Source organism: Sphingomonas colocasiae, from assembly GCF_019880585.1.
Lineage (GTDB): Bacteria > Pseudomonadota > Alphaproteobacteria > Sphingomonadales > Sphingomonadaceae > Sphingobium_A > Sphingobium_A colocasiae.
Map to the genome: position 1 here is coordinate 1 of NZ_JAINVV010000010.1, position 24,907 is coordinate 24,907.

A 24,907-nucleotide genomic window follows, 5' to 3' on the forward strand; every position below is an offset into this window, starting at 1 on the left:
GCGGGGGGTTCGGTTCCCCAACATTTAGTGCGGGTGGGGGTGGCGTTGTCCCCCGCCTCGACTCCGAATGTTCGTTTGTTTGCCATGATTTCCAAGCCGGCAGGTGAGTCCACCTGCCTCGAAATCACTGTGGGCGCGAATGCGCGCTGACGCCATCGCGCCGCGCGCATTCGCATTCAGGTGACTTTCTTCACGGCCGTCAGGCCAAGGACCAGGAAGATCAGGAAGACGGCGATGGCGACGAAGAACAGGATCTTGGCGATGCCGACGAACGCGCCGCCGATCCCGCCAAAGCCGAGCGCGCCGAGAACCAGACCGGCGACGAGGAAGATAAGGGCAGCCTTGAGCATTTTCCGTCTCCTTTCGGTGCAGACATGATCAACAAATTGCCTCGCCCGACGGTTCCGTTAGAGTGATTTCGAGACAGGTGGACTCTCCTGCCGGCTTGGAAATCATGGCAAACAAACGAACATTCGGAGTCGATCCGGTTCAATCCGAACCGGATCTCTAGGAAGCGGCGTTGATGAAACTCCGTCTCGCCCTGATCCTGCTCGTCCTGATCGGAATCGGGCTGATCGCGTCCGGCTATTGGCAGGCGACGCGTGATCCGATCATACGCTCCACCTATGTGTCGCTGCCCGAATGGCCGGCGGGCCAGACGCCGATCCGGGCGGTGCTGATGTCCGATCTCCATGTCGCCGGGCCGGATATGCCGCCCGAGCGGCTCGCGCGGATCATTGGGCAGGTGAACGCGCTTTCCCCCGATATCGTGCTGATCGCGGGCGATCTGGTGAGCGACAAACCCTTCGCCACGCGGCACTATGCCGTCGAGGCTGCGGTGGCGCCGTTTCGCGGGTTGCGTGCGCCGCTGGGCGTGATCGCGGTGCTCGGGAATCACGATCATGCCCGCGACACCGCCGCCTTCCGCCGCGCGATACCCGCGACCGGCGTCACCCTGCTCACCAACCAGGCCGTCCGGCGCGGGCCGTTGACGATCGGCGGGATCGACGACGAGATCACGCGCAACGCCGATGTCGCGAAGACCATCCGCGCGATGGATGCATCGCCCGGGCCGCGACTCGTCCTCAGCCACAGTCCGGACGTGGTTCCGCTGCTGCCCGCGCACATCCCGCTGGTGCTGGCGGGGCACACCCATTGCGGCCAGATCCGCCTGCCGCTGATCGGCCGCATCTCCACGGCATCACGCTATGGCGAACGCTATGCCTGCGGCCGGATCGAGGAAGCGGGACGTACGATCATGGTGACGGCGGGCCTCGGCACCAGCGTCGTGCCGCTGCGCTACGGCGTACCTCCCGATCTCTGGATCGTCACGCTTGGTCCATGAAGGTGAGTCAGCCGAACAGATCGAGCAGCGCCCAGATGCCGAGGATCGCGAAGATCGTGGCGGCGGCGATGCGGATCGCGGCCATCGGCAGGACGCGGGTGATGCGATCGCCCAGGAAGACGGCGGGGACGTTCGCGATCATCATGCCCAATGTCGTGCCCATCGCGACCAGCGCCACCGCCTGATATTGTGCGCCGAGCGCGACGGTCGCGATCTGCGTCTTGTCGCCCATCTCGGCGAAGAAAAAGGCAATGGTGGTGGTCAGGAACGCGCCATAGCCGGATTTGGGCTCGGCTTCTTCCTCATCGATCGAATCGGGCACCAGCGTCCATGCCGCCATCGCGATGAATCCGAGTGCCACCGCCATGCGGAACCAATAGCCGTCGAGCAGGCCGGCGATGGCGGCACCGGCCCATGCCGCCAGCGCATGATTGACGATGGTGGCGGCAAGGATACCGGCGACGATCGGCCATGGCCGGCGGAACCGGCAGGCGAGCACGATGGCGAGCAGCATGGTCTTGTCGCCGATCTCGGCGAAGGCGACCAGCAGCGTCGAGGAAAGCAGGACTTCCATGGGAAACGAGACTCCGGCCGGACGGAAGGCACTACCAACGACGCATGACCACCCCGCCCGGCATGTGCGGAGGTCAGGCGTCATCGGTCTTGCCGATCCCAGCCCGGGCTGGGATTCGCCGCGCCATGGCCTCTCGGCCAAGTATGTTGACGCGGCATCCGTGCCTTTGCCCGATGGGCTGGCGCGGCCGGCTACTCCCCGGATGACCGGGAGGCTCTATAATGAGACGGGCGGACCGTCAACGGCCCGCCCCATCCGGTGCTTCAATCGGAAGTGCGGAATCAGGTCCGGCTGGCTTCGAACAGGAACCAGGCGCGCTGTTCCGCCTGATCGGTCCAGTCGTCGAGAATGCCCGAGGTCGCATTGTCCTTGGCCTCGTCGACGATGTCCTTGGCCTCGCGCAGGCTGGCGACCAGGGCCAGATTGTCCTCGCGCAGTTCGGCCAGCATGTTCGCCGCGGAGACGAATTCGTCGTCATTGTCCTTGATCGACTGGCGACGGGCGATGTCGCCGATCGAGCGCAGCGTGGTGTTGCCGGTCTTGCGCACGCGTTCGGCGATCTCGTCGGTGGTGGCCAGGATCTGCGTCGCCTGCTCGTCGAGCATCAGGTGATAGTCGCGGAAATGCGGGCCCGAGACGTGCCAGTGGAAATTCTTGGTCTTGATGTACAGCGCATAGCTGTCGGCGAGGATGCCGTTCAGCGCATCCGCGACGGTCTTCGCGGCGTTGCTGCCGATATCGGTGGGGGTCTTCAGTTTCGCTTTGCCGCCCTTGGCCATGATGTCCTCCTTGGGTGTTCGATTTCGAGTCGGAAGCATAACGAAAGAGCGGGGAAAAAGTCGCAGCTCTTTTGGTGTAAGGGCCCGGAAAAATTCGCTTTCGGTGATCGATTATATCGATCGACGGGGAATCTTTATGGCAGGTGATCGCTGATGTAGAGGCCGGTCGATCATATCCGGAGAACCTCATGACCGCCTTTCCCATCGACGATGTGCGAGCCCAGTTTCCCGCGCTTGCGGCAAAGGGGGCCGAAGGCGCGCCCATCTATCTCGATGGCCCGGGCGGAACCCAGATCTGCGCGCCCGCGCTCGCGGCGATGGTGCGGCATCTGGAAGCGGGCACGGCCAATAGCGGCGGCGCGTTCCGCACCTCGGTCGAAACCGATGCGATGAGCGAGGCGGCGCATGCCGCGATGGCGGACCTGCTCGGCGGCTCGCCCGACGAGATCGCGTTCGGGCCCAATATGACGACGCTGACCTTCGCGGTCTCGCGGGCCGTGTCGCGCGACTGGCGGGAAGGCGATGAGCTGGTCGTCACCCGGCTCGATCACGACGCCAATGTCACGCCCTGGCTGATGGTGGCGCAGGATCGCGGCATGACGGTGCGCTGGATCGATCTCGATCCGGAAACGGGCCTGCTGCGGATCGATGCGCTGCCGGAGATATTGGGGCCGCGCACGCGGCTGGTCGCGGTCGGCGGCGCGAGCAACGCGATCGGCACGCTTAACGATGTCGAGGCGATCGTGCGGATCGTCCGCGCGCATTGCGATGCGCTGGTGTTCGTCGATGCTGTTCAGTCGGTGCCGCATGTCGTGACCGACGTTCGTGCGCTCGGCTGCGATCTGCTCGTCTGCTCGCCCTATAAATTCTTCGGTCCGCACCAGGGCGTGCTGTGGGGCAGGGATGAACTGCTCGAACGGATCCAGGCCTATAAGGTGCGCCCGGCATCGATCCATCCGTCGGCGCGGCGCTTCGAAACTGGCACGCCCTCGTTCGAGGGGCAGGCCGCGGTGCTGGGGACGATCGACTATCTCGAAACGCTGGGCGCGCGTTTCGCACCCGACGACGCCACGCGGCGCGAGCGGCTGCGCGCCGCGATGCTCGGCTGCCATGCCTATGAGGATGCGCTCGGCGAGCGGCTGTTGGCCGGGCTCGGCACGATCGACGGGCTGAAGCTGTGGGGGCCACCGACCGTCAGGGGGCGCGTGCCGACCTTCGGCGTCACCATCGCCGGCCATGATCCGCATGCCCTGTCCGAAGCCCTGGCCGCGCATGACATCTTCGCATGGGCGGGCAATTTCTATGCGGTGGAAGCGATCGCCCGGCTCGGCCTCGCCGAAAGCGGCGGGCTGCTTCGCCTTGGGCTATGCCATTACAACACGGTGGACGAGGTCGATCGTGTCGTCGACGTGTTGACCCGGATCGTCAGGTCAGCCTCAGCGCGCTGACCGCGGCGATCGCGCCCAGCAGCAGGAACAGCGCGGCGCCGACGCGGCGGAGCACGCCCAGCGGCAGCGCGTCGAGCGCGGCGCGGCCACCCGCCACCGCGAGCGCGCTCATCGCGAACACGCCAGCCGCCGCCCCCGCCGCCGTCAGGATCGGCATGCCCGTGCGCGTCGCGATCGCGAAGGTCAGGAACTGCGTCTTGTCGCCCAGTTCGGCGATGCCGAAGGCGGCGAAGCTGGTCAGGAAGGCGCCGATGCGCCACCCGTCAAGGCCCGGCGCGGGCCTGGCCTTGAGCACCATGGTGATGCCCGCCGAAACCAGCGCGAACGCCAGCATCAATGTTGCCGCCTCGCGGGTGAGCATGGTGCCGATCGCGGCGCCGGCCGCGCTGGCGATCGCGGCGTTGACGAGTCCCGCCAGCGCGATCCCCAAGAGCACGGCACTGCCCTGATCGCGGAACCGGATCGCGAGCGCGAGCGCGAGCCACTGGGTCTTGTCGCCCAGCTCGGCCAGCGCGGCCGCGAGCAAGGCGGACAGCAGGGCTTCCATCGATCAGCCGGTCGGCTTCAGCCGGCCATGCGAACGTTGATCGCGGCGAGGTAGATCGCGCCGGCTTCGGCATCGAGCCGTTCGCAGCCGACGGCGTCGCGCATGGTATCGAGCCAGGGCAGCACCATCGCGCCACGCCCGGCATCGGCCAGCGCCGCTTCCAGCCCGCGCGCGAGCTGTGCCAGCGGATCGAGGCCGTGGTCGAGCGCGGTGCGGCGGATATCGTCCACCCCGTTGCAGAGTTGATCGAGCGTCAGATGCGGAAGCTCGTTCGCGATCCGGTCGATCCGGTCGCACAATCCCCCGCGCACCTGCATCATGGCTTCGACGGCGATGCCCATTTCGGCCCCCTGTTTCCGCTTCGGAGATCAGGATGCGCCGACATGGTTAAATATTGGTTGCAGTCGTTTCTCGCGGGCTATTTGCCGTCTGCATAGGCCATCACCAGATCGTGGAGATAGTCGCGGCCGACCATCACCGATTTTACTTCCATCCGCTCGTTCAGGCCGTGTGCGCCATTGCCGTCCGGGTCGCCCCAGGGGCCGGGCACACCATAGACGGGAATGCCGATCGCGCCCAGGAAGATGCCGTCGGTTCCGCCCGTCGACATCACGGGCACGACGGGCACGCCGGGGAAATATTTGGCGGCGAGCTTCGTCGCCGGCCCCATGATCTTCGGATCGAGCGGCGGCGGCACGGCGGCTGGCCGGATCGGCGGGACCACGGTGACCGTCATCCCGGGATTGCCGATCACGGAAATGAGCGCGGCCCGCGTTTCCTCGATCGAACGGCTTGGGAAGATGCGGCAGTTGATGTTCGCGCCGGCGCGTTGCGGCAGCGCGTTGTTGGCATGGCCGCCATCGACCAATGTCGCGACACAGGTGGTGCGCAGCATCGAATGATAGATACGGTCCTTCGATACGATGGCGTCGGCCGCCTTGTCATCGGGATTGGCGGCGATCGCGATCAGCGCAGCACCTTCCTCGCCACCCTTCGCCTTGCCGACCGCCTGGAAATAGGCGCGGGTGGTGTCGGTCAATTGCGCGGGAAATTCATAGGTGCGGATCTTCGCCAGCGCGTCCGCCAGATCGTAGATCGCATTGTCGCGCACCGGGATCGAGCTGTGCCCGCCGGGATTGGTCGCCTCGATGCGGAAATTCTGCACCGCCTTTTCGCCGACCTGCATCGATTGGCTGACCAGTTTGCCCTTGCCATCGGTATCGCCGCCGCCGCCTTCGTTCAGCGCGAACTCGGCGGCGATCAGCTCGGGCCGGTTCTGCGCCAGCCACTGCGCGCCGTTGAAGGCATAGGTCGTCTCCTCGCCGCAGGTGAGCGCGACCTTGATGGTGCGTTTCGGTTTGTATCCGCTTTCCTTGAAGCGGATCAGGCTGTCGGTCCACATCGCGGCCATCGCCTTGTCGTCGGCGGTACCGCGCGCGTAATAATAGCCATTCTCCTCGACCATCACGAAGGGATCGCGCGTCCAGTCCTCGCGCTTGGCCTCCACCACGTCGATATGCGCGAGCAGCAGCATTGGCTTCAGCCTGGGGTCGCTGCCCTTCAGCACCGCGACCAGCCCGCCTTCCTTGGGGTGTTCGGGCGTCGCGAACAGCGTGATGTCCTGATCGGTGTAACCCGCTGCCTTGAGCCGCGCCGACATCTTCTCCGCTGCGAGCGTGCAGCTTCCGACGGAGAGCGTCGTGTTGGTTTCGACCAGCTCCTTGTAGAGATCGCGGAATTTCACCTGATCGGGGCGAAGCGTGCCCTGGGCGGCGAGCGGCTGGGTGGAAAGGGCAAGACCAAGGCAGGACAGGACAAAAGCGCGCATCGCGGACCCCCGTGAACGGAAGGCGCGACTAGATCGCAGATCTGCAGGGAGCGCAATCGTTCAATCGGGGCGCATCGCCTGCGCCGCCAGCGCTTCTGCCTCGACCAGCAATTCGTCGTCGACAGTGCCCTGCGGCACATGTTCGCGCCCGATCATGACGAGCACGGGCACGGCCAGCGGCGTCACGCGCGGCAGGTCGACATGGACCATCGCGTCTTGGGCGCCGTCCAGCAGATCGGCCAGCCGTCCGACATCGGTGACGCGCGCGCGCGCATCTTCCCAGGCGGCGCGCAGCAGCAGATGATCGGGCTCGTAGCGGCGCAGCACGTCGTAGATCAGGTCGGTGGAAAAGGTGACCTGCTTGCCCGTCTTCTTCTTGCCGGGGTGCTGGCGCTCGACAAGGCCGCCGATCACCGCGACCTCGCGAAAGGCGCGTTTCAACAGGTGCGATCCCTGCACCCATTCGACGAACTCGTCCTCCAATATGTCGGGGGAGAAGAGCGGCGCCGGATCGGTGACGGGCTCGAGTCCGAAGGTGGCGAAGGCATAGTCGTTGGCGACGAAACCGATCGGCTTGAGCCCCAAAGTCTCCATGCGTTTGGTGACGAGCATGCCCAGCGACTGGTGGGCGTTCCAGCCCGCGAAGCTGTAGGCGACCATGTAATGCCGGCCTTCGTGCGGGAAGGTCTCGATCAGCAACTGATCGGGGCCGGGCAGGATCGATCGATAATCCTGCACCTCCAGCCATTCACGGACATCGTTGGGAAAGCGGCTCCATGCGGTGCGATCGTGCAGGAAGCCGCGCACGCGCCGCGCCAGATTGGTTGAAAGCGCCATGCGCGCGCCCATATAGCTCGGCACCCGCGCCGATCTGGTGGTCGCGCGGACGATCAGGTCGGTCGTGTCCATCCGCTCGACCTGCAGGCTGAGGCCGGCGAAGAAGAAGGTGTCGCCGGGCGAGAGGGTGGAGGCGAAATATTCCTCGACCGAACCGAGCTTGCGGCCGTTCCTGAACCGCACATCGAGCGTTTCGGCATCGACGATGATGCCGGCGTTCAGCCGGTGCTGCTTGACGAAATCGGGATGCGAGACGCGCCACAGCCCGTCATGGCCGTGCGTCAGCCGCTTGAAGCGATCATAGGCGCGCAGCGCATAGCCGCCATCCGCGATGAAGCCGAGCACGCGCGCGAAGGTCGCTTCGTCGAGCGCCGAATAGGGAAGCGCGGATCGCACCTCGTCGAGCATTGCGGCCTCGTCGAACGGCGCGGCGCAGGCGCAGGCCATGACATGCTGGGCCAGCACGTCGAGCGCGCCGGGGCGGAAGACATCCGGATCGAGCTCTCCGGCATCGACCGCGTCGAGCGCCGCGCGCGCCTCCAGATATTCGAAACGGTTGCCGGGCACGAGCACCGCTTCGGACGGTTCGTCGAGCCGGTGGTTGGCGCGGCCGATCCGCTGGAGCAGCCGCGAGGAGCCCTTGGGCGCCCCCATCTGGACGACGCAATCGACATCGCCCCAATCGACGCCGAGGTCCAGGCTCGCGGTCGCGACCAGCGCGCGCAACTTGCCGTCGGCCATCGCCGCTTCCACCTTGCGCCGTGCCTCGCGCGCCAGGCTGCCGTGATGGATGCCGATCGGCAGCTTCAGCTCATTGGCCTTCCACAGATCCTGGAAGATCAGTTCTGCCAGGCTGCGCGTGTTGCAGAAGACGAGCGTGGTGTTGTGCGTTTCGATCTCGGCCATCACCTGCGGGGACGCATAGCGCCCCGAATGGCCGGACCAGGGCACGCGGTCCTCGGGCAGCAGGATCGAGATATCGGGTTCGGCGCCGGGTTCGCCGATCACCTTTTGGACCATGTCGATATCGCCATGCGGCGCCAGCCAGGCGCGATAGCCGTCGGGATCCGCGACCGTCGCGGACAGGGCGACGCGGCGGAAACCCGGCGCCAGCCTTTGCAGCCGCGAGAGCGAGAGCGAGAGCAGGTCGCCGCGCTTGGTGGTGGCGAAGGCGTGAACCTCGTCGATCACCACCGTTTTCAGGCCTTCGAACATCAGCATGCTGTCCGGATAGGACAGCAACAGGCTCAGCGATTCAGGCGTGGTGAGCAGGATTTGCGGCGGACGGGCGCGCTGTCGCGCTTTGCGGTCGGACGGCGTGTCGCCCGTCCGCGTCTCGACGCGGATGTCGAGCCCCATCTCCGCGATCGGCGTCAGCAGATTGCGCTGCACGTCCACCGCCAGCGCCTTGAGCGGCGAGATATAGAGCGTATGCAGCCCGTCCATGGGTGCATCGATCAGATCGGCCAATGTTGGCAGGAAGCCCGAGAGCGTCTTGCCCGCGCCGGTCGGCGCGACGAGCAACGCGTGGCGGCCGGCCTGGGCTGCCGCCAGCATGTCGCGCTGATGGCGGCGCGGCGCCCAGCCCCTTTCGTCGAACCATCGTTCGAGGATGGCGGGCAACCGCTTCAATCCGCTTTCCGCCCGGCGGGGATGATGGAGGGACGGGAAGTTTCGGCCATTATGCCCTATATAGGGCCTATGGCCAGACTCGGTAACTGGATCGCGCCGCACCCGCACGGCATTCATATCCCCGCCGCGGACATCTGGGTCGATCCGTCACGTCCGGTCGCGCGTGCGTTGATCACCCATGGCCATGCCGATCATGCACGCGGCGGGCACGGCCAGGTCTGGGCGACGCCGGAGACGCTGGCGATCATGGAATGCCGCTATGGCCCCCAGCATGGCATTCCCGTGCAATATGGCGAAACGCTGGTCCTGGGCGATGTCGAGGTCGGTTTCGTGCCGGCGGGTCATGTGCTGGGATCGGCGCAGATCGTGCTCGATCATGCCGGCGAGCGCATCGTCGTCTCGGGCGACTACAAGCGTCGCCCGGATCCGACCTGCGCCGGCTTCGAACCCGTCGCATGCGACGTCTTCATCACCGAGGCGACATTCGGCCTGCCGGTGTTCCGCCATCCCGAGACGCGTGACGAGATCGACAAGCTGCTCACCGCCCTGCGCGCCAATCCCGATCGATCGGTGCTGGTCGGCGCCTATGCCCTGGGCAAGGCGCAACGCGTCATCGCGGAGCTGCGCGCGATGGGCCATGGCGATCCGATCTATATCCATGGCGCGCTCCAGCGGCTGTGCGACCTTTATGTCGAACATGGCGTGGAGCTGGGCGATCTGCGCCCTGCGAGCGATGCGAGCAAGGAGGAGATGAAGGGCGCGATCATCCTGGCGCCGCCCTCCGCGCTCAACGATCGCTGGTCGCGGCGCCTGCCCGATCCGATCACCGCGATGGCGTCGGGCTGGATGCGCGTGCGCCAGCGCGGGGTGCAGCGCAATGTGGAGCTGCCGATCATCCTGTCCGACCATGCCGATTGGGACGAACTGACCCGCACCCTGACCGAGATTGCGCCTCGGGAAGTCTGGGTGACGCATGGGCGGGAGGATGCGCTGGTCCATTGGTGCGAAACCCGCCAGATCAAGGCGCGGGCGCTCGATCTGGCGGGTTATGAAGACGAGGATGACTGAGGGGGATCAGAAGCGCTTGGTCAGCCCGATGCCGATCGTGCGCGGACGATTGGCGTAATAGGTGACATCCGACGTCGCGAAATTGCTGTTGGCGAAGGTGAAGCTTCGCGACGTCTTGAAACGCGCATCGAACAGATTGTCCGCGAAGATGCGAGCGCTCCAGCTATCCCCTTCCAGGCGCAGCGAAAGGCTGGACAGCCAATAGCCGGCGATCGGCAGATATTGCCGATTGACAGTGGTGGAGGGAATCAGCGAGCCGGCCGTCGTGCCGCGCACCGGCTGGAAGCGGCCGAAATCGGCATAGCTGCCGCTGGTATAGCTGGTCAGCCAGTTCATTCCGGCCTTCAGGCCACCGCTGAGTTCGGTGCTGTAATCCGCCATCAATGACAATGCGTGGCGCGGCACCAGCGGCATCCGCTCGCCCTTGAAGCCGATGCGTTCGATCGACTCGGTCAATTTGGCGTCGGTATAGCTATAGCCCAGGTTGAACGAGAGGCCGCGCGTCAGGATGTCGCGCGCATTGAGTTCGATTTCGATACCCTGCGAGACCGCCTTGCCGGCATTGCCCTGATAGGAAAAGCCGATCGGGGTGCGGACGGTGGTCTGGATGTCCGACCAGTCGATCCGGAACAGCGCCGAACTCACATAGATCCGGTTCTGCGCGAAGGAGAATTTGCCGCCGAGCTCGTAGCTGATCAGGTCGTCCGAATTGAACTGATATCCTTCGGGCGGAACGCCGGTATTGGGGGTCAGGCGGTTGAAGCCGCCCGGCCGGAATCCCTGAGCGATCGTCGCGTAGATAAGGCCGGCGCCGAGCTTGTATGAGGTGTTGAAGCGCCAGACGGTGCCCTTCTCATGGTTGCTGCCGTAGGAGAATTCGTCCGCATAGGGCACGGTGCGCGCCAGTCCGTTCGCGTCGCGCGCATTGCGGCCGAACCATTGGTCGATCGCGTAGAATTCACCATCGCCGCGTACGTCGAAATAGCGTCCGCCGACTGAAGCCTGCCAGGCGTCGGTGAATTGGTATTTGAGTTCCCCGAACACCGCATATTGCCGCGAACGATCGGTATAGGCGTAGTTATATTCCTTGTTGTCGTTGATCTTGGCTCCAATGATGTTCTGTTCGAAAGCGGCCTGCCCCGGGAAGGGGATAGGCACGAATTCCTGGTCGTTCTCGCCGGTGCGTTCCTTGTTGTAATAGCCGCCGATGATCCAGTTGAACGGGCCGTCCGATGCGGAGACCAGCCGGACCTCCTGGGTGAAGGCGTGCGATCGCGCGCGGCGCACCGAATATTCGGTGAATTCCGGAATATCGTCGGGATCGAGGAAGCTGCCGAAGATCGAATCGCGGATGCCGAAAGTGCCGTCATTCGAGGAATCGTGCTTCTCGTCGATATAGGAGGAGCTCGACGTCAGCTTCGCCCAGCCGAAATCATAGGCGAGCGTGAGGTTGGCGAGTTGCGCCCGATAGCGGGTGATGCCCGGGTGGATATAGTCGACGGTCAGCCGGGGCTGGCTTTCGCGCTGCAGGACGGATTCGCCGTACCGCGCGGTCTGGCGATAATAAGTGAGGCTGACTTCCAGATCGTCGACCGGTTTCATCAGCACAGCGATGCGGCCGGACGTCGTCCGGTCGTCATTGACGTTCTTGGCCCCCGTCCGGACATTGTCGATGAAGCCGTCATTGTCGAAGCGGCCCAGATTGGCGCGGATCGCGATCCAGTCGTTGACGGGCACGTTGATCATGCCGGTCAGGTTGTAATTGGCGCCACCGTGGCGCGTCGTCGAAAGTTCGCCGCCCACGCTGCCTTCGAACTTCGTGGTATCGGGCTTTTTCGAAATGTAGCGCAGCGTACCGCCGATCGCGCCGCCGCCGAACAACGTGCCCTGGGGGCCGCGCAGCACCTCGACGCGCTCGATGTCGAGCAGTTTCAGGTCCAGCGGGGTGCCGCGATAGGGCATGTCGACCTGCACTTCGTCGACATAGACTGTCGTCGTCGGCGCCAGACCCGCCTCGCTGCCCGTTCTGAGGCCGCGCAGCACCAGCTTGGCGCCGCCCGAGGGGCCATAGTCGTTCATCGAGAGCCCGGGCACGGTGCGCGCGAAATCGGTGAGGTCTGTCGCGCCGGTCTTCTCCAGCGTGTCCGCCGAGATTGCCTGGATGTTGAACGGCACGTCGCGCACCGTTTCGGCTCTGCGGGTCGCCGTCACGACGATCTCGTCGGCCGCCTGGGGCGCCTCGTTCGCCGCGCCGTTCTGTCCGGGATTCGCGCCGGTCTGCGCGAAGCCCGGGCTCGCCGCCACGACGATCGATGCCGCCGACGCCAGCGCCGCCGCGATCGTCCGTTGAATGTTCCGCCCGTTTCTCATGCTCTCTCCCCTTTTTCGATGCCGGGGCCTGCCCCGGTCTGTTCGAATCCTGTCAGCGCGTGTTATTAGGGTATAAATATACCATTATGTCAATATGTGATAGTTATGTAACATCGGTTTCGCGGGCGCCGGGGGGGCGGGCTTCCTCCCCGGCCGATCAGGCTCTAGGACTTGCGAAGATAAGGAATCCGGGGAGAGACGATCCGTGGCAGATGAAACCGATACGTCCCACGATCTGCTGCAGCGGCTTGAGGACAGTCTTGACGGCTTCACGCCCGCCGAACGGACGATCGCCAATTTCATCCTCACCAATCGCGGCGGCATCGCGTTCGAAACCGCCAATTCGATCGCCGACAAGCTGGAGGTGAGCGCGATCACCGTCGGCCGGTTCTCACGCAAGATGGGCTATCGCCATTTCAAGGATCTGAAGGCGGGGCTGCGCACCACCATGTCGGGCGTGCCCTGGCTGGTCGGCGATCAGGTGACCGAGTTCGTCGGCGCGCGCGGCGAGAGCAACCGCACCAAACGCAGCCTAGAACTTGAGCTGGCCGGTATCATCGAAGTCTATGGCTTGGCTGAAACCGAGACCTGGAAGGACGTGGTGGCGCTTCTGGCGCACAGCCGGCACGTGCATGTCGCGGGCTTCCAGACCGAGCGCGGGGTCGCGATCACGCTGGCGCATCTGCTGCAATATGCGCGTGACGGGGTCAGCATCGTCGACATGACGGCGGGCAATTACCACGAGATCTTCGCGGGCGATCCCGAGGGGCGCTGCCTCGTCCTTGTCGATATGCGACGCTATTCGGAACAGGCTTATGACCTGGCGGCCAGGGCCAATCACGGCGGCATTCCCGTCGTGATGCTCACCGACAAATTCTGCGACTGGATCCGCAAGTTCACCAGCCACATCATCGCGGTGTCGACCGAGGTCGAGCTGTTCTGGAGTTCTCAGGTCTCGCTCGGTTGCGTCGTCAATCTGCTCGTCAACGACGTGATCGGCGAACTGGGCGCCCCGGTGGAAGAGCGGCTGGAGCGCCTGTCCGAACTCTACCAATCCTATACCGGCCATGTCGGCAGCCCGGCGGCGCGCAGGGCCGGCAAATCATGACGTGGATTGGCCGTTCCCTGCTTCGCGCCGGTTTGCTTCAGGCGGGTTTGCCTTTTCGCGCCAGGCCATAGAGCCAATAGACGCCGCCGCCGATCGCCAGCCAGATGACGAGCCGGACCCAGGTGTCCAACGGCAGGCTCCACATCAGATACAGGCAGGCCGCGATGCTGAGCAGCGGCGTCCAGGGGTAGAGCGGAACCTGGAACGGGCGCGACACATCGGGTTCGCGTCGCCGCAGGACGATCACGCTTGCCGCGACCATCACGAACGCGAACAATGTACCCATCGAGATGAGTTCGCTGAGCAGGCTCAGCGGCAGCACGCCCGCCGCGATCGATGCGATCACGCCGGTCACCAGCGTTCCGGCGACGGGAATGTGCGATCGGCCGCGCACGCGCGTGAAGGCCGCCGGCAACAGGCCGTCACGCCCCATCGCATAGAAGATGCGGACCTGACCGAGGATGCTGACGAGCAGCACCGAAACCAGCCCGGCGATCGCGACGAAGCCCACGATCACCTTGGTCCAGGCGAGCCCCGGCCCGGCGGCGTTGAGCGCGACATAGACGGGATCGGGAACGTCGAGCAGGCGATAGCTGACCAGCCCCGTGATCACGAGCCCGACAAGCGCGTAGAGCAAGGTCGTCACGCCGACCGAGGCGAGCAGGGCGCGGGGAACGGTGCGCTGCGGATCGCGGACGTCCTGCGCCAGCGTGGAAACCGCGTCGAAGCCGACATAGGCGAAGAACAGCACGCCCGCGCCCTGCATGACGCCCGACCAGCCGAACTGGCCGAACACGCCCTCATTGGGCGGAACGAAGGGCGACCAGTTGGCCTGGTCCACGAACGCGAAACCGGTCAGCACGACGAGCAGCATCGCGCCGATCTTGGCGACGACGATCAGCGTGTTGATCCGCGCCGAGAATTCGGTGCCGCGCAGCAGCATCGCGGTGCAGAAGATCGTCAGCAGCACCGCGGGCAGGTCGACGATCGACCCCGTCGCCACCAGATTGCGGTCCGCCGAGATGGTGAACGGCGCCTGCGCGAACATGGCCGGAATGCCCAGCCCGATATCGTGCAGCACCGACTGGGTATAAGCCGACCAGCCGATCGCGACGAGCGCGCCGGCAAAGAGATATTCGAGCACCAGGCACCAGCCCACCGACCAGGCGGCCGCCTCCCCCATCGATGCATAGGTGTAGGAATAGGCGCTGCCCGCCACCGGCATCATCGCGGCGAGCTCGGCATAGCATAACCCGGCCAGCAGGCAGACGCCGCTGGCGATCAGAAAGGACAGCGCGACCGCCGGCCCCGAATGCTGCGCGGCGACGGTGCCAGTCAGGATGAAGATGCCGGCGCCGACGGTGCTGCCGACGCCGAAGCAGATCAGCGCGAACAGCCCGATATCGGATGACAGTTTCGTGTCTTTCCTGTCCGCGCTCGCCTGGAGCGCGGCGACGGTCTTGCGTGCGAACGGGGTCATGCGCGCGCCGTTCCGCAATCGCGGGTCCGTGATCGACGGGGCAGGGGTGGGTTGGGCAGGCTTTTCAAGCGTCGTCTCCAGCGCGTCGTCATCGGTCGGCCGATGATGTTAAATTTATGTCAGTTGACTTCTAGAGTGATATTTATAACTATCAAGCCGTTCGCTGCCATGCGGACGACATGTGCCCATTCGCAGCAGGAAAGACCGCGCCGAGATGATCATCCCCGGAAAATATCTGTTGTTCCTGGGCGATGTCGCCGATCGGCTCGATGCGAAGACGGCGTGCGGACTGCTCGACTGGGCGCCGGAGCGGTGCGCCGGCCAGTGGCGGCTGCCCTCCTGCGGCGTCGATCTGGGCCTGGAGGACATGGATTTCGAACAGGCCCTGGCCGCTGGCGCGCGGACGCTGGTGATCGGCGTCACGCCCTTTGGCGGCGCCATCGCCGATAGCTGGATCGCGCCGATCACGGCCGCGCTCGATGCCGGGCTCAATGTCGCGAGCGGCATGCACCGGCGGCTCGGCACCGTTCCCGAAATCGCCGCGGCGGCGGAGCGGTCGGGCGCATCCTTGTTCGACGTCCGCGTGCCGGGCCGGTCCTTTCCGGTCGGCACCGGCCGAAAGCGCACCGGCCGGCGGATGCTGATGGTCGGCACCGATTGCGCGGTGGGCAAGAAATACACGGCGCTCGCTATCGCGCGCGCGCTGACGGAAAGCGGCGGGAAGGCGACCTTCCGCGCCACCGGGCAAACCGGCATATTGATCGCGGGCGAGGGCGTGCCGATCGATGCGATCGTGTCCGATTTCGTCGCGGGCGCGGCGGAGAGCCTGTCGCCCGACAATGATGCCGATCACTGGGACGTGATCGAAGGGCAGGGTTCGCTGTTCCATCCCGCCTATGCGGGCGTCGCGCTTGGCCTGCTCCACGGTTCACAGCCCGACGCGATCATTCTCTGCCACGCGGCGGGCCGCACGCATGTGGACGGATATCCGGATTTCCCGCTGCCCGAATTGGCCGAATGCATCGAAGCCAATCTGGAACTGGCGCGCCGCACCAACCCGGCGGTCCGCTGCGCGGGCATCAGCGTCAATACGTCGGCGCTGCCGGTGGAAGAGCGGGCCGCCTATTTGCAGGCCATCGGCGATCGCTTCGGACTTCCCTGTTTCGATCCCGTGGCGACCGGGGCCGACGCGCTCGTCGCGCATGTCGCCGCCACCTTCGACTAGGCGCTTCCATGGATATCGCGGTTCGCGTCGAAACCTGGCCCCTGATCCATCCGTTCCGCATCACGGGATGGACCTATGACGCGCTCGACCTCGTCGTCGTGACCGTTCGCGATGGGGAGCATGAAGGCCGTGGCGAAGCCGCCGGGGTCGATTATCTGGGCGAAACGCCGGCGGGCATCGCCGACACGATCGCGTCGGTGCGCGACGCTTTTCGCGGCGGCATGGATCGTGCGCGCCTGCAATCGCTGCTGCCGATCGGCGGCGCGCGCAACGCGCTGGATTGCGCGCTCTGGGATCTGGAGGCCGCGCGCTCGGGGCAACCTGCCTGGCGGACTGCGGGCATCGCCACGCCCAGGCCCTGCCTCACAACCTGGACGATCGGGGCGGAAGCGCCCGATGTGGTGGCCGAGCGGGCGGCATCCTATGCGCATGCGCGCGCGCTGAAGCTCAAGCTGACGGGTGACGGCCTGGATGCCGATCGCGTCCGTGCGGCGCGCGCGGCGCGGGGCGATGTCTGGCTGGGCGTCGATGGCAATCAGGGCTTTTCGCTCGACGCGCTCGAGCGGCTGATGCCCGTGCTGGTCGAGGCCGAAGTCGCGCTGATCGAGCAGCCTCTGCCCATCGATCGCGATGTCGATCTCGACGACTTCCATTCGCCGATCCCGATCGCCGCCGACGAAAGCGTCCAGGGGCTTGGCGACATCGCGACGCTCTCGCCCGGATTTTCGGCGATCAACATCAAGCTCGACAAATGCGGCGGGCTGACGGAGGCGCTGGCGATGGTGGAAGCGGCGCGCGCGCGTGGGCTGCAGGTGATGGTCGGCAACATGCTCGGCACTTCGCTCGCCATGGCGCCCGCCTTCATCGTCGGCCAGCTTTGCGACGTCGTCGATCTCGACGGGCCGGTCCTGTTCACCGCCGATCGCGAGCCGCGCGCCGACTATCGCGACGGCATGATCTGGTGCTCCGAAGACATATGGGGCGGTGCCCGCGTCGCGGTGCGGCCGGGGTGACGCGCATCGAGCGCCAAGACGATACGAAGAGATCATGAGGGGAAAAACGATGTTCAGCCTGGCCAAGACCTTCTGCGCGACGGCGGCGCTCTGCGCCGCGGCGCCCGCGCTCGCCGCACCCGATCCCGAGACGTTCCGCAAGCAGCTCGACAGTTTCATCGAGCAGGAGATGCGCCAGGAAAAGGTGCCCGGCGTATCGGTCGCGGTGCTGCGCAAGGGCGAGATCGTCGTCGCCAAGGGCTATGGCCAGGCCGATGTCGAGAACAATGTTCCGGTGACCACCGAAACCATCTTCCAGTCGGGTTCGGTCGGCAAGATGTTCACCGCCGCAGCGGTGCTGACGCAGGTCGAGCAGGGCAGGATGGGCCTTGACGACCGTGTCTCCAAATATCTGCCCGGCGTGCCGGCAAGCTGGGGCGCGATGACCATCCGTCACCTGCTGACCCACACCTCGGGCGTGGCCAATTACGGCCGCGATTTCGATTACCGGCGCGATTATACCGATGACGAACTGGTCAAGCTCGCCGCCGCGATGCCGCTCGATTTCGCGCCCGGCGCGCGCTGGAACTACAGCAATACCGGCTATGCGCTGCTCGGCATCCTCGTGAAGAAGGCGACGGGCAAATCCTATCTGGAGGTGCTCGATTCCGAAGTCTTCAAGCCGCTCGGCATGAAGACGGCGCGGGGGATCAGCGACGGCGATATCGTGATGCATCGCGCCTCCGGCTATCAACTGGATGGCGGCGTGCTGAAGAATCAGGATTTCGTGTCGCCGACGATGAACGCGACGGCGGACGGATCGCTCTACTTCTCGCTCGACGACATGATCGCCTGGGCGCGGGGCGTCGAACAGGGCAAGGTGTTGAGCGACGCGAGCTGGAAGCAGGTCTATACGCCCGCGCGGCTCAACAGCGGCAAGGCGTATCCCTATGGCTTCGCCTGGCGCCTGGATAGCGCCGCCGGCAAGCCGCGCTATCATCATGGCGGCGCATGGCAGGGGTTCCGCACCTATTATTCGCGCTATCTGGGGGACGATCTGTCGATCGTGCTGCTGACCAATTCCGCCGCGACCGACCTCGACGCCTTTGTTGACGGCATCGCGAAGCTCTGGGATCCGGCGCTGGTGGCGCCCGCTCCGCGCCCCAAGGCCGAACCCGACACCGCCCGCCGCGTCACCGCATTGATCGAAACCGCGCGCACGGGCGCGTTGCGCCAGCAGGATGTTCCGCTTGTCGGGGCCGAACGGCTCGCGATGATGAACCCGCACTTCGCCGATCTGATGAAACCGCTCGGGGCGCTGACGAAGCTGGAACTGGTCGAGCGCGAAGAGCTGGGCGACGATATCAGCTACACCTTCGATGCCAGCTTCGGCGATCGCAAGATGAAGGTGCGCTACGCCGTGGCGCCGGGCAATCAGGTCTCGTCCTTCTTCATTTCCCAATAACCCGCGCGACAAAGGGACGGAATGGCCATGGCTTTCGAACTGACTCAGGCGTCGCGATCCTTCCGGGTGAGCGGCTGGCGGAAAATTCTGCGCGGCGCATGCGGCCCGATCCTCGCCGTCGCCGCGATGACGGCATCGACCGTCGCGGTCGCGCAATCGACGCTGATCACCGGTGCGCGGGTGGTCGACGGCACAGGCGCGCCGGCGCGTCCCGCGTCGGTCCGCATCGAAGGCGGCAGGATCGTCGCGGTGGGCGATCTCGCGCCGCGCAAGGGCGAGCAGGTGGTCGATGGCGCCGGGCAGGTGCTGTCGCCGGGCTTCATCGACACCCATAGCCATCATGATCATGGATTGTTCGAACAGCCCGATGCGGTGCCGGTGACGAGCCAGGGGGTCACGACGATCATCGTCGGCCAGGACGGCGGATCGGAACTGCCGCTCACGCCGCTGTTCGCGAAGATGAAGAAGACGCCGGTCGCCGTGAATATCGGCACCTATATCGGCCATAATTCGGTTCGCGCCGCCGTGCTCGGCAAGGATTTCAAGCGCGTCGCCACCGCCGCCGAGATCGAGCGGATGCGCGTACAGGTCCGCCAGGGCATGGAAGCCGGCGCGATCGGCCTGTCGACGGGGCTGGAATATGATCCCGGCATCTATGCCAGCAAGGATGAGGTGCTGACGCTCGCCAAGGAAGCCGCGCGTTTCGGCGGCCGCTATATCAGCCATATGCGCAGCGAGGATCAGTTCATCTGGGCGGCGCTCGACGAGATCATCAATATCGGCCGCGTCACCGGCATGCCCGTGCAGGTCTCGCACATGAAGCTCGCCATGACCGACTGGTGGGGGCAGGCGGACCGTTTTCTGGGCATCATGGATCGTGCGCGCGCCACCGGCGTCGACATCACCGGCGACGTCTATCCTTACGAATATTGGCAATCGACGCTGACGGTGATGTTCCCCAAGCGCGATTTCACCAATCGCGAAAGCGCCGAATTCGCGCTGAAGCATCTCGCGCCGCCGGAAGGGCTGATGCTCTCCGAATTCAGTCCGGACCGGAGCCTGGTGGGCAAGACCGTCGCGCAGATCGCGGCGCAGCGCGGCGTGGATCCTGCTGTCGCGCTGATGCAGCTGATCGCCGAATCGCAGGTGCCGGGCGCGCGCGAGATGGTGATCGGCACCAGCATGCGCGGCGATGATATCGCGAAGCTCATCGCATGGCCGCACGCCAATATCTGCAGCGACGGCATGCTGGGCGATCTCCATCCGCGCGGCATCGGGTCATTTCCCCGCGTGCTGCGGCGCTATGTCCGCGAGGAGAAGATCCTGACGCTGGAACAGGCGATCAACCGGATGACCGGCGCGACGGCCCGGCATATGGGCATCACCGATCGCGGCGTCATCCGCCCCGGCGCGCGTGCTGATCTGGTGCTGTTCGATCCCGCGCAGATCGCGGATCGCGCGACCAGCGAGGATCCGAGCGCGCAGTCGGTCGGCGTATCGCGCGTCTGGGTCAATGGCGGGCTGGTCTTCAAGGACGGCCAGGCGACGGGCACGCGTTCGGGCCAGCCCGTGCTGCGCGGCCCGTCGACCGGGAAAAAGGCTGCCGGCCGCCGGTAGAATGCCTCAAGCTTTGAACATCCGCGATGCCATTCCCGCGTTCGCGGGAATGGCCATGAAGCGGTTCAATCGAGCTCAATCAAACCCCGACAAATTGGGCGCCAGGACCGATCGGTATTCAGTTCAGATCGAGTCGAAAATGGTGGTTTTTCGCGACCCGGAGCGCAGCGTACTTACAGTACGTGAGCACCGGAAGCGCGGGAAACCGCCATTTGCAGGCCGGTATGGGCTGAATAGCGATCGGTCCTAGATCCAGGGGCGTTCGCGGAACCACTTGGTCACGATGTGCTTGACACCTGTCGTTACCGGCAGGCCGGCGTGCAGGCTGTCCAGATTGGGGGCACCGTCCGTGCCCATATTGTTCCAGGCAAGCAGCAGTCCGGTACGCGGCGCCACCTTGGCGCCGGCGGCGGGAAAATAGGTTTCGCCGCCAGCCTCGGGTTGGTTGAGGTAGATCATCGCGGTCCAGCTTCGCTGTCCGCCATGTCTTTCCTGTTCCGGCCAATAAGCCTGGCTGACATGGAAGAAATCGTGATGCTCTTTGAACTGCTGGCCCGGCGCGTAGCGCTGGCCTTGCATCGTTTCGCCGTGATTGACCGGAATCCCGAGCAACGCGCAGATTCTGGTGTCGATCGCGTTCACGCCGGGGTCCCACCGGTCGAGATCGCCGCTCGAGCTGGTGCGAAAGGCCGGATCGCCGCCGTCGTAGAACACCGTCGACGGGCGGCTGCAATCATCGACCAGCCCGATGAGGAAGCGGCAATCCGCTTCGCTCAGGAAATTCTCGCGCACGAACAGGTCCAGGCCGCCCACCGGCACCTTCAGCACGCCCGGCGTCCGCGCCAGCCGGGCACTCACATGGGTGCCGATTTCAGCCAGCGCGGGCGAAGGCGGCCCGCCATATGCGTTGCTTGCCTTGCTCAAACGTCGAGATTCGCCACGTTGAGCGCATTCTCCTGAATGAACTCGCGCCGCGGCTCGACGACGTCGCCCATCAGGCGCGTGAAGATCTCGTCGGCCATGTCGGCCTGCGCGATCTCGACCTTCAGGAGCGAGCGGTTCTGCGGATCGAGCGTCGTTTCCCAGAGCTGTTCCGCGTTCATTTCGCCCAGCCCCTTGTATCGCTGGATCGACAGTCCCTTGCGGCCGGCGGCCAGGATCGCTTCGAGCAGTTCGGACGGCCGCGTGACCGCTACGCCCTTGGTATCCGTGATGGGCGCTTCTTCCTCGCCCTCACCCTCGGCCGCTTCCTGCTGGGCGGCCGCGCCCTTGGGCAGCGTCACCAGCTTGGCGATGCCGGCATAGCTTTCGCGCTGTTCGTCGATCAGTGCATGGAGGCGACGTGCCTCCTGGCTTGAGAGGAACGCGGCCTCGATGATGTGATGATCGGTGACGCCGCGCCACATGCGCTGCAGGTGATAGCCGCCCTCGGCGCTGAGATTGGCCGACCAGCGCGCTTCGGGATCGGCGCGATCCAGCCATTGCGCGACGCGGTTGAGCGCTTCGCTGCGCTGGCCCGGCTCCAGCGCGGGATCGAGTGCGCCGACCAGCGCCAGCGCTTCGATGATGCTCGAATCATAACGGCGCGGCACATAGCGCATCAGGCTGCGCATCCGCCGGGCGTGATCCGCCAGTGATTTCAGATCCTCGCCGAACCGTGTGCCGCCCGAGGTTTCGAGGCGGGTCGAGCCCACGCCGGCCTCGACCAGATAATTGTCGAGCGCGGTATCGTCCTTCACATAGACTTCGCTGCGCCCGCGCGCGACCTTGTAGAGCGGCGGCTGCGCGATGAAGAGGTGCCCCGCTTCGATGATCTCCGGCATCTGGCGGTAGAAGAAGGTGAGCAGGAGCGTGCGGATATGCGCGCCGTCCACGTCTGCGTCGGTCATGATGACGATCTTGTGGTAGCGCAGCTTCTCCAGGTTGAAGTCGTCGCGCCCGATGCCCGTGCCCAGCGCCTGGATCATCGTGCCGATCTCCTTGGAGGAGAGCATGCGATCGAAGCGCGCGCGCTCGACGTTCAGGATCTTGCCCTTCAAGGGCAGGATCGCCTGGACGTTGCGGTCGCGGCCCTGCTTGGCCGATCCGCCTGCCGAATCGCCCTCCACCAGGAACAGTTCGGACTTGGCGGGATCACGCTCCTGGCAGTCGGCAAGCTTCCCGGGCAGCGATGCGATGTCCATCACGCCCTTGCGCCGGGTCAGTTCGCGCGCGCGCTTGGCGGCTTCGCGTGCCGCCGCGGCGTCGATCACCTTCTGGACGATCGAGCGTGCGTTGGCGGGATTCTCCTCCAGCCACTCGGCCATCTTGTCGGCGAGCAGGCTTTCGAGCGGCTGGCGCACTTCGGAGGAGACCAGCTTGTCCTTGGTCTGCGAGCTGAACTTGGGATCGGGCAGCTTGACCGAGACGATCGCGGTCAGCCCCTCGCGCATGTCGTCGCCGGTCAGCGAGACCTTTTCCTTCTTCAGCAGGCCGGACTTCTCCGCATAGCCGTTGAGCGTGCGCGTCAGCGCCGCGCGGAAGGCGGCCAGGTGCGTGCCGCCGTCGCGCTGCGGGATGTTGTTGGTGAAGCAGAGGACGTTTTCGTAATAGCTGTCGTTCCACTCCAGGGCGACGTCGATGCCGATATCGTCGCGCTGGCCGGTGATCGCGATCGGCTCCGGGAACAGCGCGGTCTTGGCGCGGTCGAGATATTTGACGAATGCGGCGATGCCGCCCTCATAATAAAGCTCGTGCTCCACCCGCTCCTCGTGGCGCGCATCGGCCAGGATCAGCCGGACGCCCGAATTGAGGAAAGCGAGCTCGCGATAGCGATGTTCGAGCTTCTCGAAATCGAATTCGGTGATCTTGAAGGTGGCGGGGCTCGGGAAGAAGGTGACCTTGGTGCCCTTCTTCCCGTTCGCCGGGCCGACAACCTTGAGCGGCGCCACGGCATCGCCGAACGCGAAGCGCATGTAATGTTCTTCATTGTCGCGCCAGATGGTGAGATCGAGCCATTCGGAAAGCGCGTTCACCACCGAGACGCCCACGCCGTGCAGGCCGCCGGAGACCTTGTAGGCATTGTCGTCGGACGTGTTCTCGAACTTTCCGCCGGCATGGAGCTGGGTCATGATGACCTCGGCCGCCGACACGCCTTCCTCCGGGTGGATGCCCGTCGGGATGCCCCGGCCATTATCCTCCACCGAAACCGAACCGTCGGCGTTGAGCGTGATGCGGATCAGGTCGCAATGGCCCGCCAGCGCCTCGTCGATCGCATTGTCCGAAACCTCGAACACCATATGGTGCAGGCCCGATCCGTCGTCGGTGTCGCCGATATACATGCCCGGCCGCTTGCGGACCGCATCCAGCCCTTTCAGGACCTTGATGGAGTCGGCGCCATAGGCGTTCTGATTGCTGGTCTGGGAAGGTTCTTCGTTCATGCCGATTCTATAGCGAAGGGTCGGGCGAAGCCCAAGGAAAAGCGACTGGCTGCGATGTCGGGAGTTAGATGGATATAATCATTCCATCGGCGATTTTGAAGGCCGAAGCGGAGTTCGGGAGCCCGGCGAACAAGGCGTCCTCGGTGCCCGTCATCCACACCTGTCCGCCGGCGTCCGCCAGCCTTTCGAACAGCGCGGTGCGGCGGCTCGGGTCGAGATGCGCGGCCACCTCGTCGAGCAGCAGCACCGGGCGCCGGCCCGCGCGTTCCGCGACGAGATCGGCATGGGCCAGCACGATGCCCAGCAGCAGCGCCTTCTGCTCGCCGGTCGAGCAGCGTTCGGCCGGCTGGTTCTTGCCGATATGGGTGACGATCAGGTCCTGGCGGTGTGGGCCGGTGAGCGCGCGTCCGGCCGCGGCGTCGCGTGCGCGCCATGCCGCGAGATCGCCGAGCGCGCCGCCCTCGATGGCGAGGCCGGCGCGCGCGAACGGTCCTTCGGGCGCATCCGCCAGCCGCGCACCGAGCGCGGCCACGGTCTCGATCCGGGCCTCCGCCACCGCCGCGCCATGTTCCATCATCTGCGCTTCGAGCGCGCTGAGCCAGCCGGCATCGGGCCGCGTCTCGCCGGTCAGCAGCTTGGTGCGCGCGCGCATCGCAGCCTCGTAGCGCGTGGTCTGGACGGCATGGCCGGGGTGGAGCGCGAGCACCAGCCGATCGAGGAAGCGGCGGCGGTTGCCCGCTCCATCGACGAACAGCCGGTCCATCATCGGCGTCAGCCAGAGGATCGAGATCCAGTCCGACAGGGCGGTCGCCGCCGCTTGTGCGCCGTTGATGCGGATCTGGCGGCGTTCGGGCGCCGTCGCCAGCGTGCCCGTGCCGATCGAGACCGGATCGCGATCGTCCTGCGGCGATTCGGCGAGTTGCGCCGCGACCGCGAAGCCGCCAGGACCGCCGTCGCGCGCGATTTCGGAGAGCGCCGCGCGTCGCAGCCCCCGGCCGGGGGCCAGCAGCGAAACGGCTTCGAGAATATTGGTCTTGCCCGCGCCATTCTCGCCGGTGAGCACGACGAAGCCCGCCCCGGGCGTGATCAGCGCATCGGCATAGGAGCGGAAATCGCTCAGCGACAATCGGGTCAACAGGCTCATGAGAATCCGATCAAAGCAGCACCTTGATC

General features: G+C 65.4%; 20 protein-coding genes and 1 riboswitch. Of the genes, 8 read left to right on the forward strand and 12 right to left on the reverse strand.

The window, feature by feature from the left end; translation table 11 throughout:
* Positions 1-176: 176 nt before the first annotated feature.
* The gene (locus K7G82_RS20960) at positions 177-350 is read right to left on the reverse strand and encodes a DUF1328 family protein (protein WP_222991904.1); all 174 of its coding nucleotides are present in this window, start codon (positions 348-350) and stop codon (positions 177-179) included.
* Between the two features lie 173 nt (positions 351-523).
* On the opposite strand from K7G82_RS20960, the gene K7G82_RS20965 reads away from it, so the two are divergent.
* On the forward strand, positions 524-1,345 hold the full coding sequence (locus tag K7G82_RS20965; RefSeq protein WP_222991905.1) for a metallophosphoesterase: 822 nt from the start codon (positions 524-526) through the stop codon (positions 1,343-1,345).
* Positions 1,346-1,352: 7 nt separating this feature from the next.
* Here the strand turns inward: K7G82_RS20965 and K7G82_RS20970 are convergent, their stop codons facing one another.
* Together K7G82_RS20970 and K7G82_RS20975 are read right to left on the reverse strand one after the other, a co-directional pair.
* The gene (locus K7G82_RS20970) at positions 1,353-1,919 is read right to left on the reverse strand and encodes a TMEM165/GDT1 family protein (protein ID WP_222991906.1); all 567 of its coding nucleotides are present in this window, start codon (positions 1,917-1,919) and stop codon (positions 1,353-1,355) included.
* 94 nt (positions 1,920-2,013) lie between these two features.
* Positions 2,014-2,132, reverse strand: a riboswitch (yybP-ykoY riboswitch).
* Positions 2,133-2,200: 68 nt separating this feature from the next.
* Positions 2,201-2,698: a Dps family protein gene (locus tag K7G82_RS20975; protein WP_222991907.1), complete on the reverse strand. Its 498-nt coding sequence runs from the start codon at positions 2,696-2,698 to the stop codon at positions 2,201-2,203.
* 188 nt (positions 2,699-2,886) lie between these two features.
* On the opposite strand from K7G82_RS20975, the gene K7G82_RS20980 reads away from it, so the two are divergent.
* A complete protein-coding gene (locus K7G82_RS20980; RefSeq protein WP_222991908.1) occupies positions 2,887-4,146 on the forward strand; it encodes a cysteine desulfurase-like protein in 1,260 nt (419 codons plus the stop codon).
* On the opposite strand, the gene K7G82_RS20985 is transcribed toward K7G82_RS20980, so the two are convergent.
* The 4 genes from K7G82_RS20985 to K7G82_RS21000 form a co-directional block, all read right to left on the reverse strand.
* Positions 4,124-4,693, reverse strand: coding sequence for a TMEM165/GDT1 family protein (locus tag K7G82_RS20985; RefSeq protein ID WP_222991909.1), 570 nt, complete (start codon positions 4,691-4,693; stop codon positions 4,124-4,126). The genes K7G82_RS20980 and K7G82_RS20985 overlap by 23 nt on opposite strands.
* A 17-nt stretch (positions 4,694-4,710) precedes the next feature.
* Entirely contained in the window at positions 4,711-5,034 is a 324-nt protein-coding gene (locus tag K7G82_RS20990; protein WP_222991910.1) for a hypothetical protein, read from the reverse strand.
* 77 nt (positions 5,035-5,111) lie between these two features.
* Positions 5,112-6,521 carry a M20/M25/M40 family metallo-hydrolase gene (locus K7G82_RS20995; protein ID WP_222991911.1) on the reverse strand — a complete coding sequence of 470 codons (1,410 nt, stop codon included), beginning with the start codon at positions 6,519-6,521 and terminating at the stop codon, positions 5,112-5,114.
* 60 nt (positions 6,522-6,581) lie between these two features.
* Positions 6,582-8,972: a ligase-associated DNA damage response DEXH box helicase gene (locus tag K7G82_RS21000; protein ID WP_425517301.1), complete on the reverse strand. Its 2,391-nt coding sequence runs from the start codon at positions 8,970-8,972 to the stop codon at positions 6,582-6,584.
* Positions 8,973-9,059: 87 nt separating this feature from the next.
* Between K7G82_RS21000 and K7G82_RS21005 the strand changes: the two genes are divergently transcribed.
* Positions 9,060-10,058: a ligase-associated DNA damage response exonuclease gene (locus K7G82_RS21005; RefSeq protein ID WP_222991913.1), complete on the forward strand. Its 999-nt coding sequence runs from the start codon at positions 9,060-9,062 to the stop codon at positions 10,056-10,058.
* Positions 10,059-10,064: 6 nt separating this feature from the next.
* Here the strand turns inward: K7G82_RS21005 and K7G82_RS21010 are convergent, their stop codons facing one another.
* Positions 10,065-12,428 carry a TonB-dependent receptor gene (locus tag K7G82_RS21010; protein ID WP_222991914.1) on the reverse strand — a complete coding sequence of 788 codons (2,364 nt, stop codon included), beginning with the start codon at positions 12,426-12,428 and terminating at the stop codon, positions 10,065-10,067.
* Between the two features lie 205 nt (positions 12,429-12,633).
* On the opposite strand from K7G82_RS21010, the gene K7G82_RS21015 reads away from it, so the two are divergent.
* Positions 12,634-13,536: a MurR/RpiR family transcriptional regulator gene (locus K7G82_RS21015; protein ID WP_222991915.1), complete on the forward strand. Its 903-nt coding sequence runs from the start codon at positions 12,634-12,636 to the stop codon at positions 13,534-13,536.
* A 37-nt stretch (positions 13,537-13,573) separates the two neighbouring features.
* On the opposite strand, the gene K7G82_RS21020 is transcribed toward K7G82_RS21015, so the two are convergent.
* A complete protein-coding gene (locus tag K7G82_RS21020) occupies positions 13,574-15,016 on the reverse strand; it encodes an amino acid permease (RefSeq protein WP_222991916.1) in 1,443 nt (480 codons plus the stop codon).
* Between the two features lie 214 nt (positions 15,017-15,230).
* On the opposite strand from K7G82_RS21020, the gene dgcN reads away from it, so the two are divergent.
* The 4 genes from dgcN to K7G82_RS21040 are packed head-to-tail and all read left to right on the forward strand — an operon-like array spanning position 15,231 to position 20,315.
* Entirely contained in the window at positions 15,231-16,241 is a 1,011-nt protein-coding gene (dgcN, locus tag K7G82_RS21025) for an N-acetyltransferase DgcN (RefSeq protein WP_222991917.1), read from the forward strand.
* A gap of 8 nt (positions 16,242-16,249) precedes the next feature.
* Entirely contained in the window at positions 16,250-17,254 is a 1,005-nt protein-coding gene (locus tag K7G82_RS21030) for a dipeptide epimerase (protein WP_222991918.1), read from the forward strand.
* Between the two features lie 34 nt (positions 17,255-17,288).
* Positions 17,289-18,698, forward strand: a complete 1,410-nt coding sequence (locus K7G82_RS21035) for a serine hydrolase domain-containing protein (protein WP_222991919.1) — start codon at positions 17,289-17,291, stop codon at positions 18,696-18,698.
* Positions 18,699-18,725: 27 nt separating this feature from the next.
* A complete protein-coding gene (locus K7G82_RS21040; RefSeq protein WP_222991920.1) occupies positions 18,726-20,315 on the forward strand; it encodes an N-acyl-D-amino-acid deacylase family protein in 1,590 nt (529 codons plus the stop codon).
* 246 nt (positions 20,316-20,561) lie between these two features.
* On the opposite strand, the gene K7G82_RS21045 is transcribed toward K7G82_RS21040, so the two are convergent.
* The 3 genes from K7G82_RS21045 to recF all read right to left on the reverse strand — a co-directional run bounded on the left by K7G82_RS21045 (position 20,562) and on the right by recF (position 24,878).
* A complete protein-coding gene (locus tag K7G82_RS21045) occupies positions 20,562-21,239 on the reverse strand; it encodes a prolyl hydroxylase family protein (protein ID WP_222991921.1) in 678 nt (225 codons plus the stop codon).
* Complete coding sequence (gene gyrB, locus K7G82_RS21050; RefSeq protein ID WP_222991922.1) at positions 21,236-23,734, reverse strand: DNA topoisomerase (ATP-hydrolyzing) subunit B; 2,499 nt, start codon at positions 23,732-23,734, stop codon at positions 21,236-21,238. The genes K7G82_RS21045 and gyrB overlap by 4 nt, the downstream gene beginning before the upstream one ends.
* 64 nt (positions 23,735-23,798) lie before the next feature.
* Positions 23,799-24,878 carry a DNA replication/repair protein RecF gene (recF, locus tag K7G82_RS21055; RefSeq protein WP_222991923.1) on the reverse strand — a complete coding sequence of 360 codons (1,080 nt, stop codon included), beginning with the start codon at positions 24,876-24,878 and terminating at the stop codon, positions 23,799-23,801.
* Positions 24,879-24,907: the final 29 nt, after the last annotated feature.

What these genes read in the sequence shown, in the direction of transcription:
- K7G82_RS20960 (WP_222991904.1), bottom strand. Translation starts at nt 350, where the DNA reads ATGCTCAAGGCTGCCCTTATCTTCCTCGTCGCCGGTCTGGTTCTCGGC.
- K7G82_RS20965 (WP_222991905.1), top strand. Translation starts at nt 524, where the DNA reads ATGAAACTCCGTCTCGCCCTGATCCTGCTCGTCCTGATCGGAATCGGG.
- K7G82_RS20970 (WP_222991906.1), bottom strand. Translation starts at nt 1,919, where the DNA reads ATGGAAGTCCTGCTTTCCTCGACGCTGCTGGTCGCCTTCGCCGAGATC.
- K7G82_RS20975 (WP_222991907.1), bottom strand. Translation starts at nt 2,698, where the DNA reads ATGGCCAAGGGCGGCAAAGCGAAACTGAAGACCCCCACCGATATCGGC.
- K7G82_RS20980 (WP_222991908.1), top strand. Translation starts at nt 2,887, where the DNA reads ATGACCGCCTTTCCCATCGACGATGTGCGAGCCCAGTTTCCCGCGCTT.
- K7G82_RS20985 (WP_222991909.1), bottom strand. Translation starts at nt 4,693, where the DNA reads ATGGAAGCCCTGCTGTCCGCCTTGCTCGCGGCCGCGCTGGCCGAGCTG.
- K7G82_RS20990 (WP_222991910.1), bottom strand. Translation starts at nt 5,034, where the DNA reads ATGGGCATCGCCGTCGAAGCCATGATGCAGGTGCGCGGGGGATTGTGC.
- K7G82_RS20995 (WP_222991911.1), bottom strand. Translation starts at nt 6,521, where the DNA reads ATGCGCGCTTTTGTCCTGTCCTGCCTTGGTCTTGCCCTTTCCACCCAG.
- K7G82_RS21005 (WP_222991913.1), top strand. Translation starts at nt 9,060, where the DNA reads ATGGCCAGACTCGGTAACTGGATCGCGCCGCACCCGCACGGCATTCAT.
- K7G82_RS21010 (WP_222991914.1), bottom strand. Translation starts at nt 12,428, where the DNA reads ATGAGAAACGGGCGGAACATTCAACGGACGATCGCGGCGGCGCTGGCG.
- K7G82_RS21020 (WP_222991916.1), bottom strand. Translation starts at nt 15,016, where the DNA reads ATGACCCCGTTCGCACGCAAGACCGTCGCCGCGCTCCAGGCGAGCGCG.
- dgcN (WP_222991917.1), top strand. Translation starts at nt 15,231, where the DNA reads ATGATCATCCCCGGAAAATATCTGTTGTTCCTGGGCGATGTCGCCGAT.
- K7G82_RS21030 (WP_222991918.1), top strand. Translation starts at nt 16,250, where the DNA reads ATGGATATCGCGGTTCGCGTCGAAACCTGGCCCCTGATCCATCCGTTC.
- K7G82_RS21035 (WP_222991919.1), top strand. Translation starts at nt 17,289, where the DNA reads ATGAGGGGAAAAACGATGTTCAGCCTGGCCAAGACCTTCTGCGCGACG.
- K7G82_RS21040 (WP_222991920.1), top strand. Translation starts at nt 18,726, where the DNA reads ATGGCTTTCGAACTGACTCAGGCGTCGCGATCCTTCCGGGTGAGCGGC.
- gyrB (WP_222991922.1), bottom strand. Translation starts at nt 23,734, where the DNA reads ATGAACGAAGAACCTTCCCAGACCAGCAATCAGAACGCCTATGGCGCC.
- recF (WP_222991923.1), bottom strand. Translation starts at nt 24,878, where the DNA reads ATGAGCCTGTTGACCCGATTGTCGCTGAGCGATTTCCGCTCCTATGCC.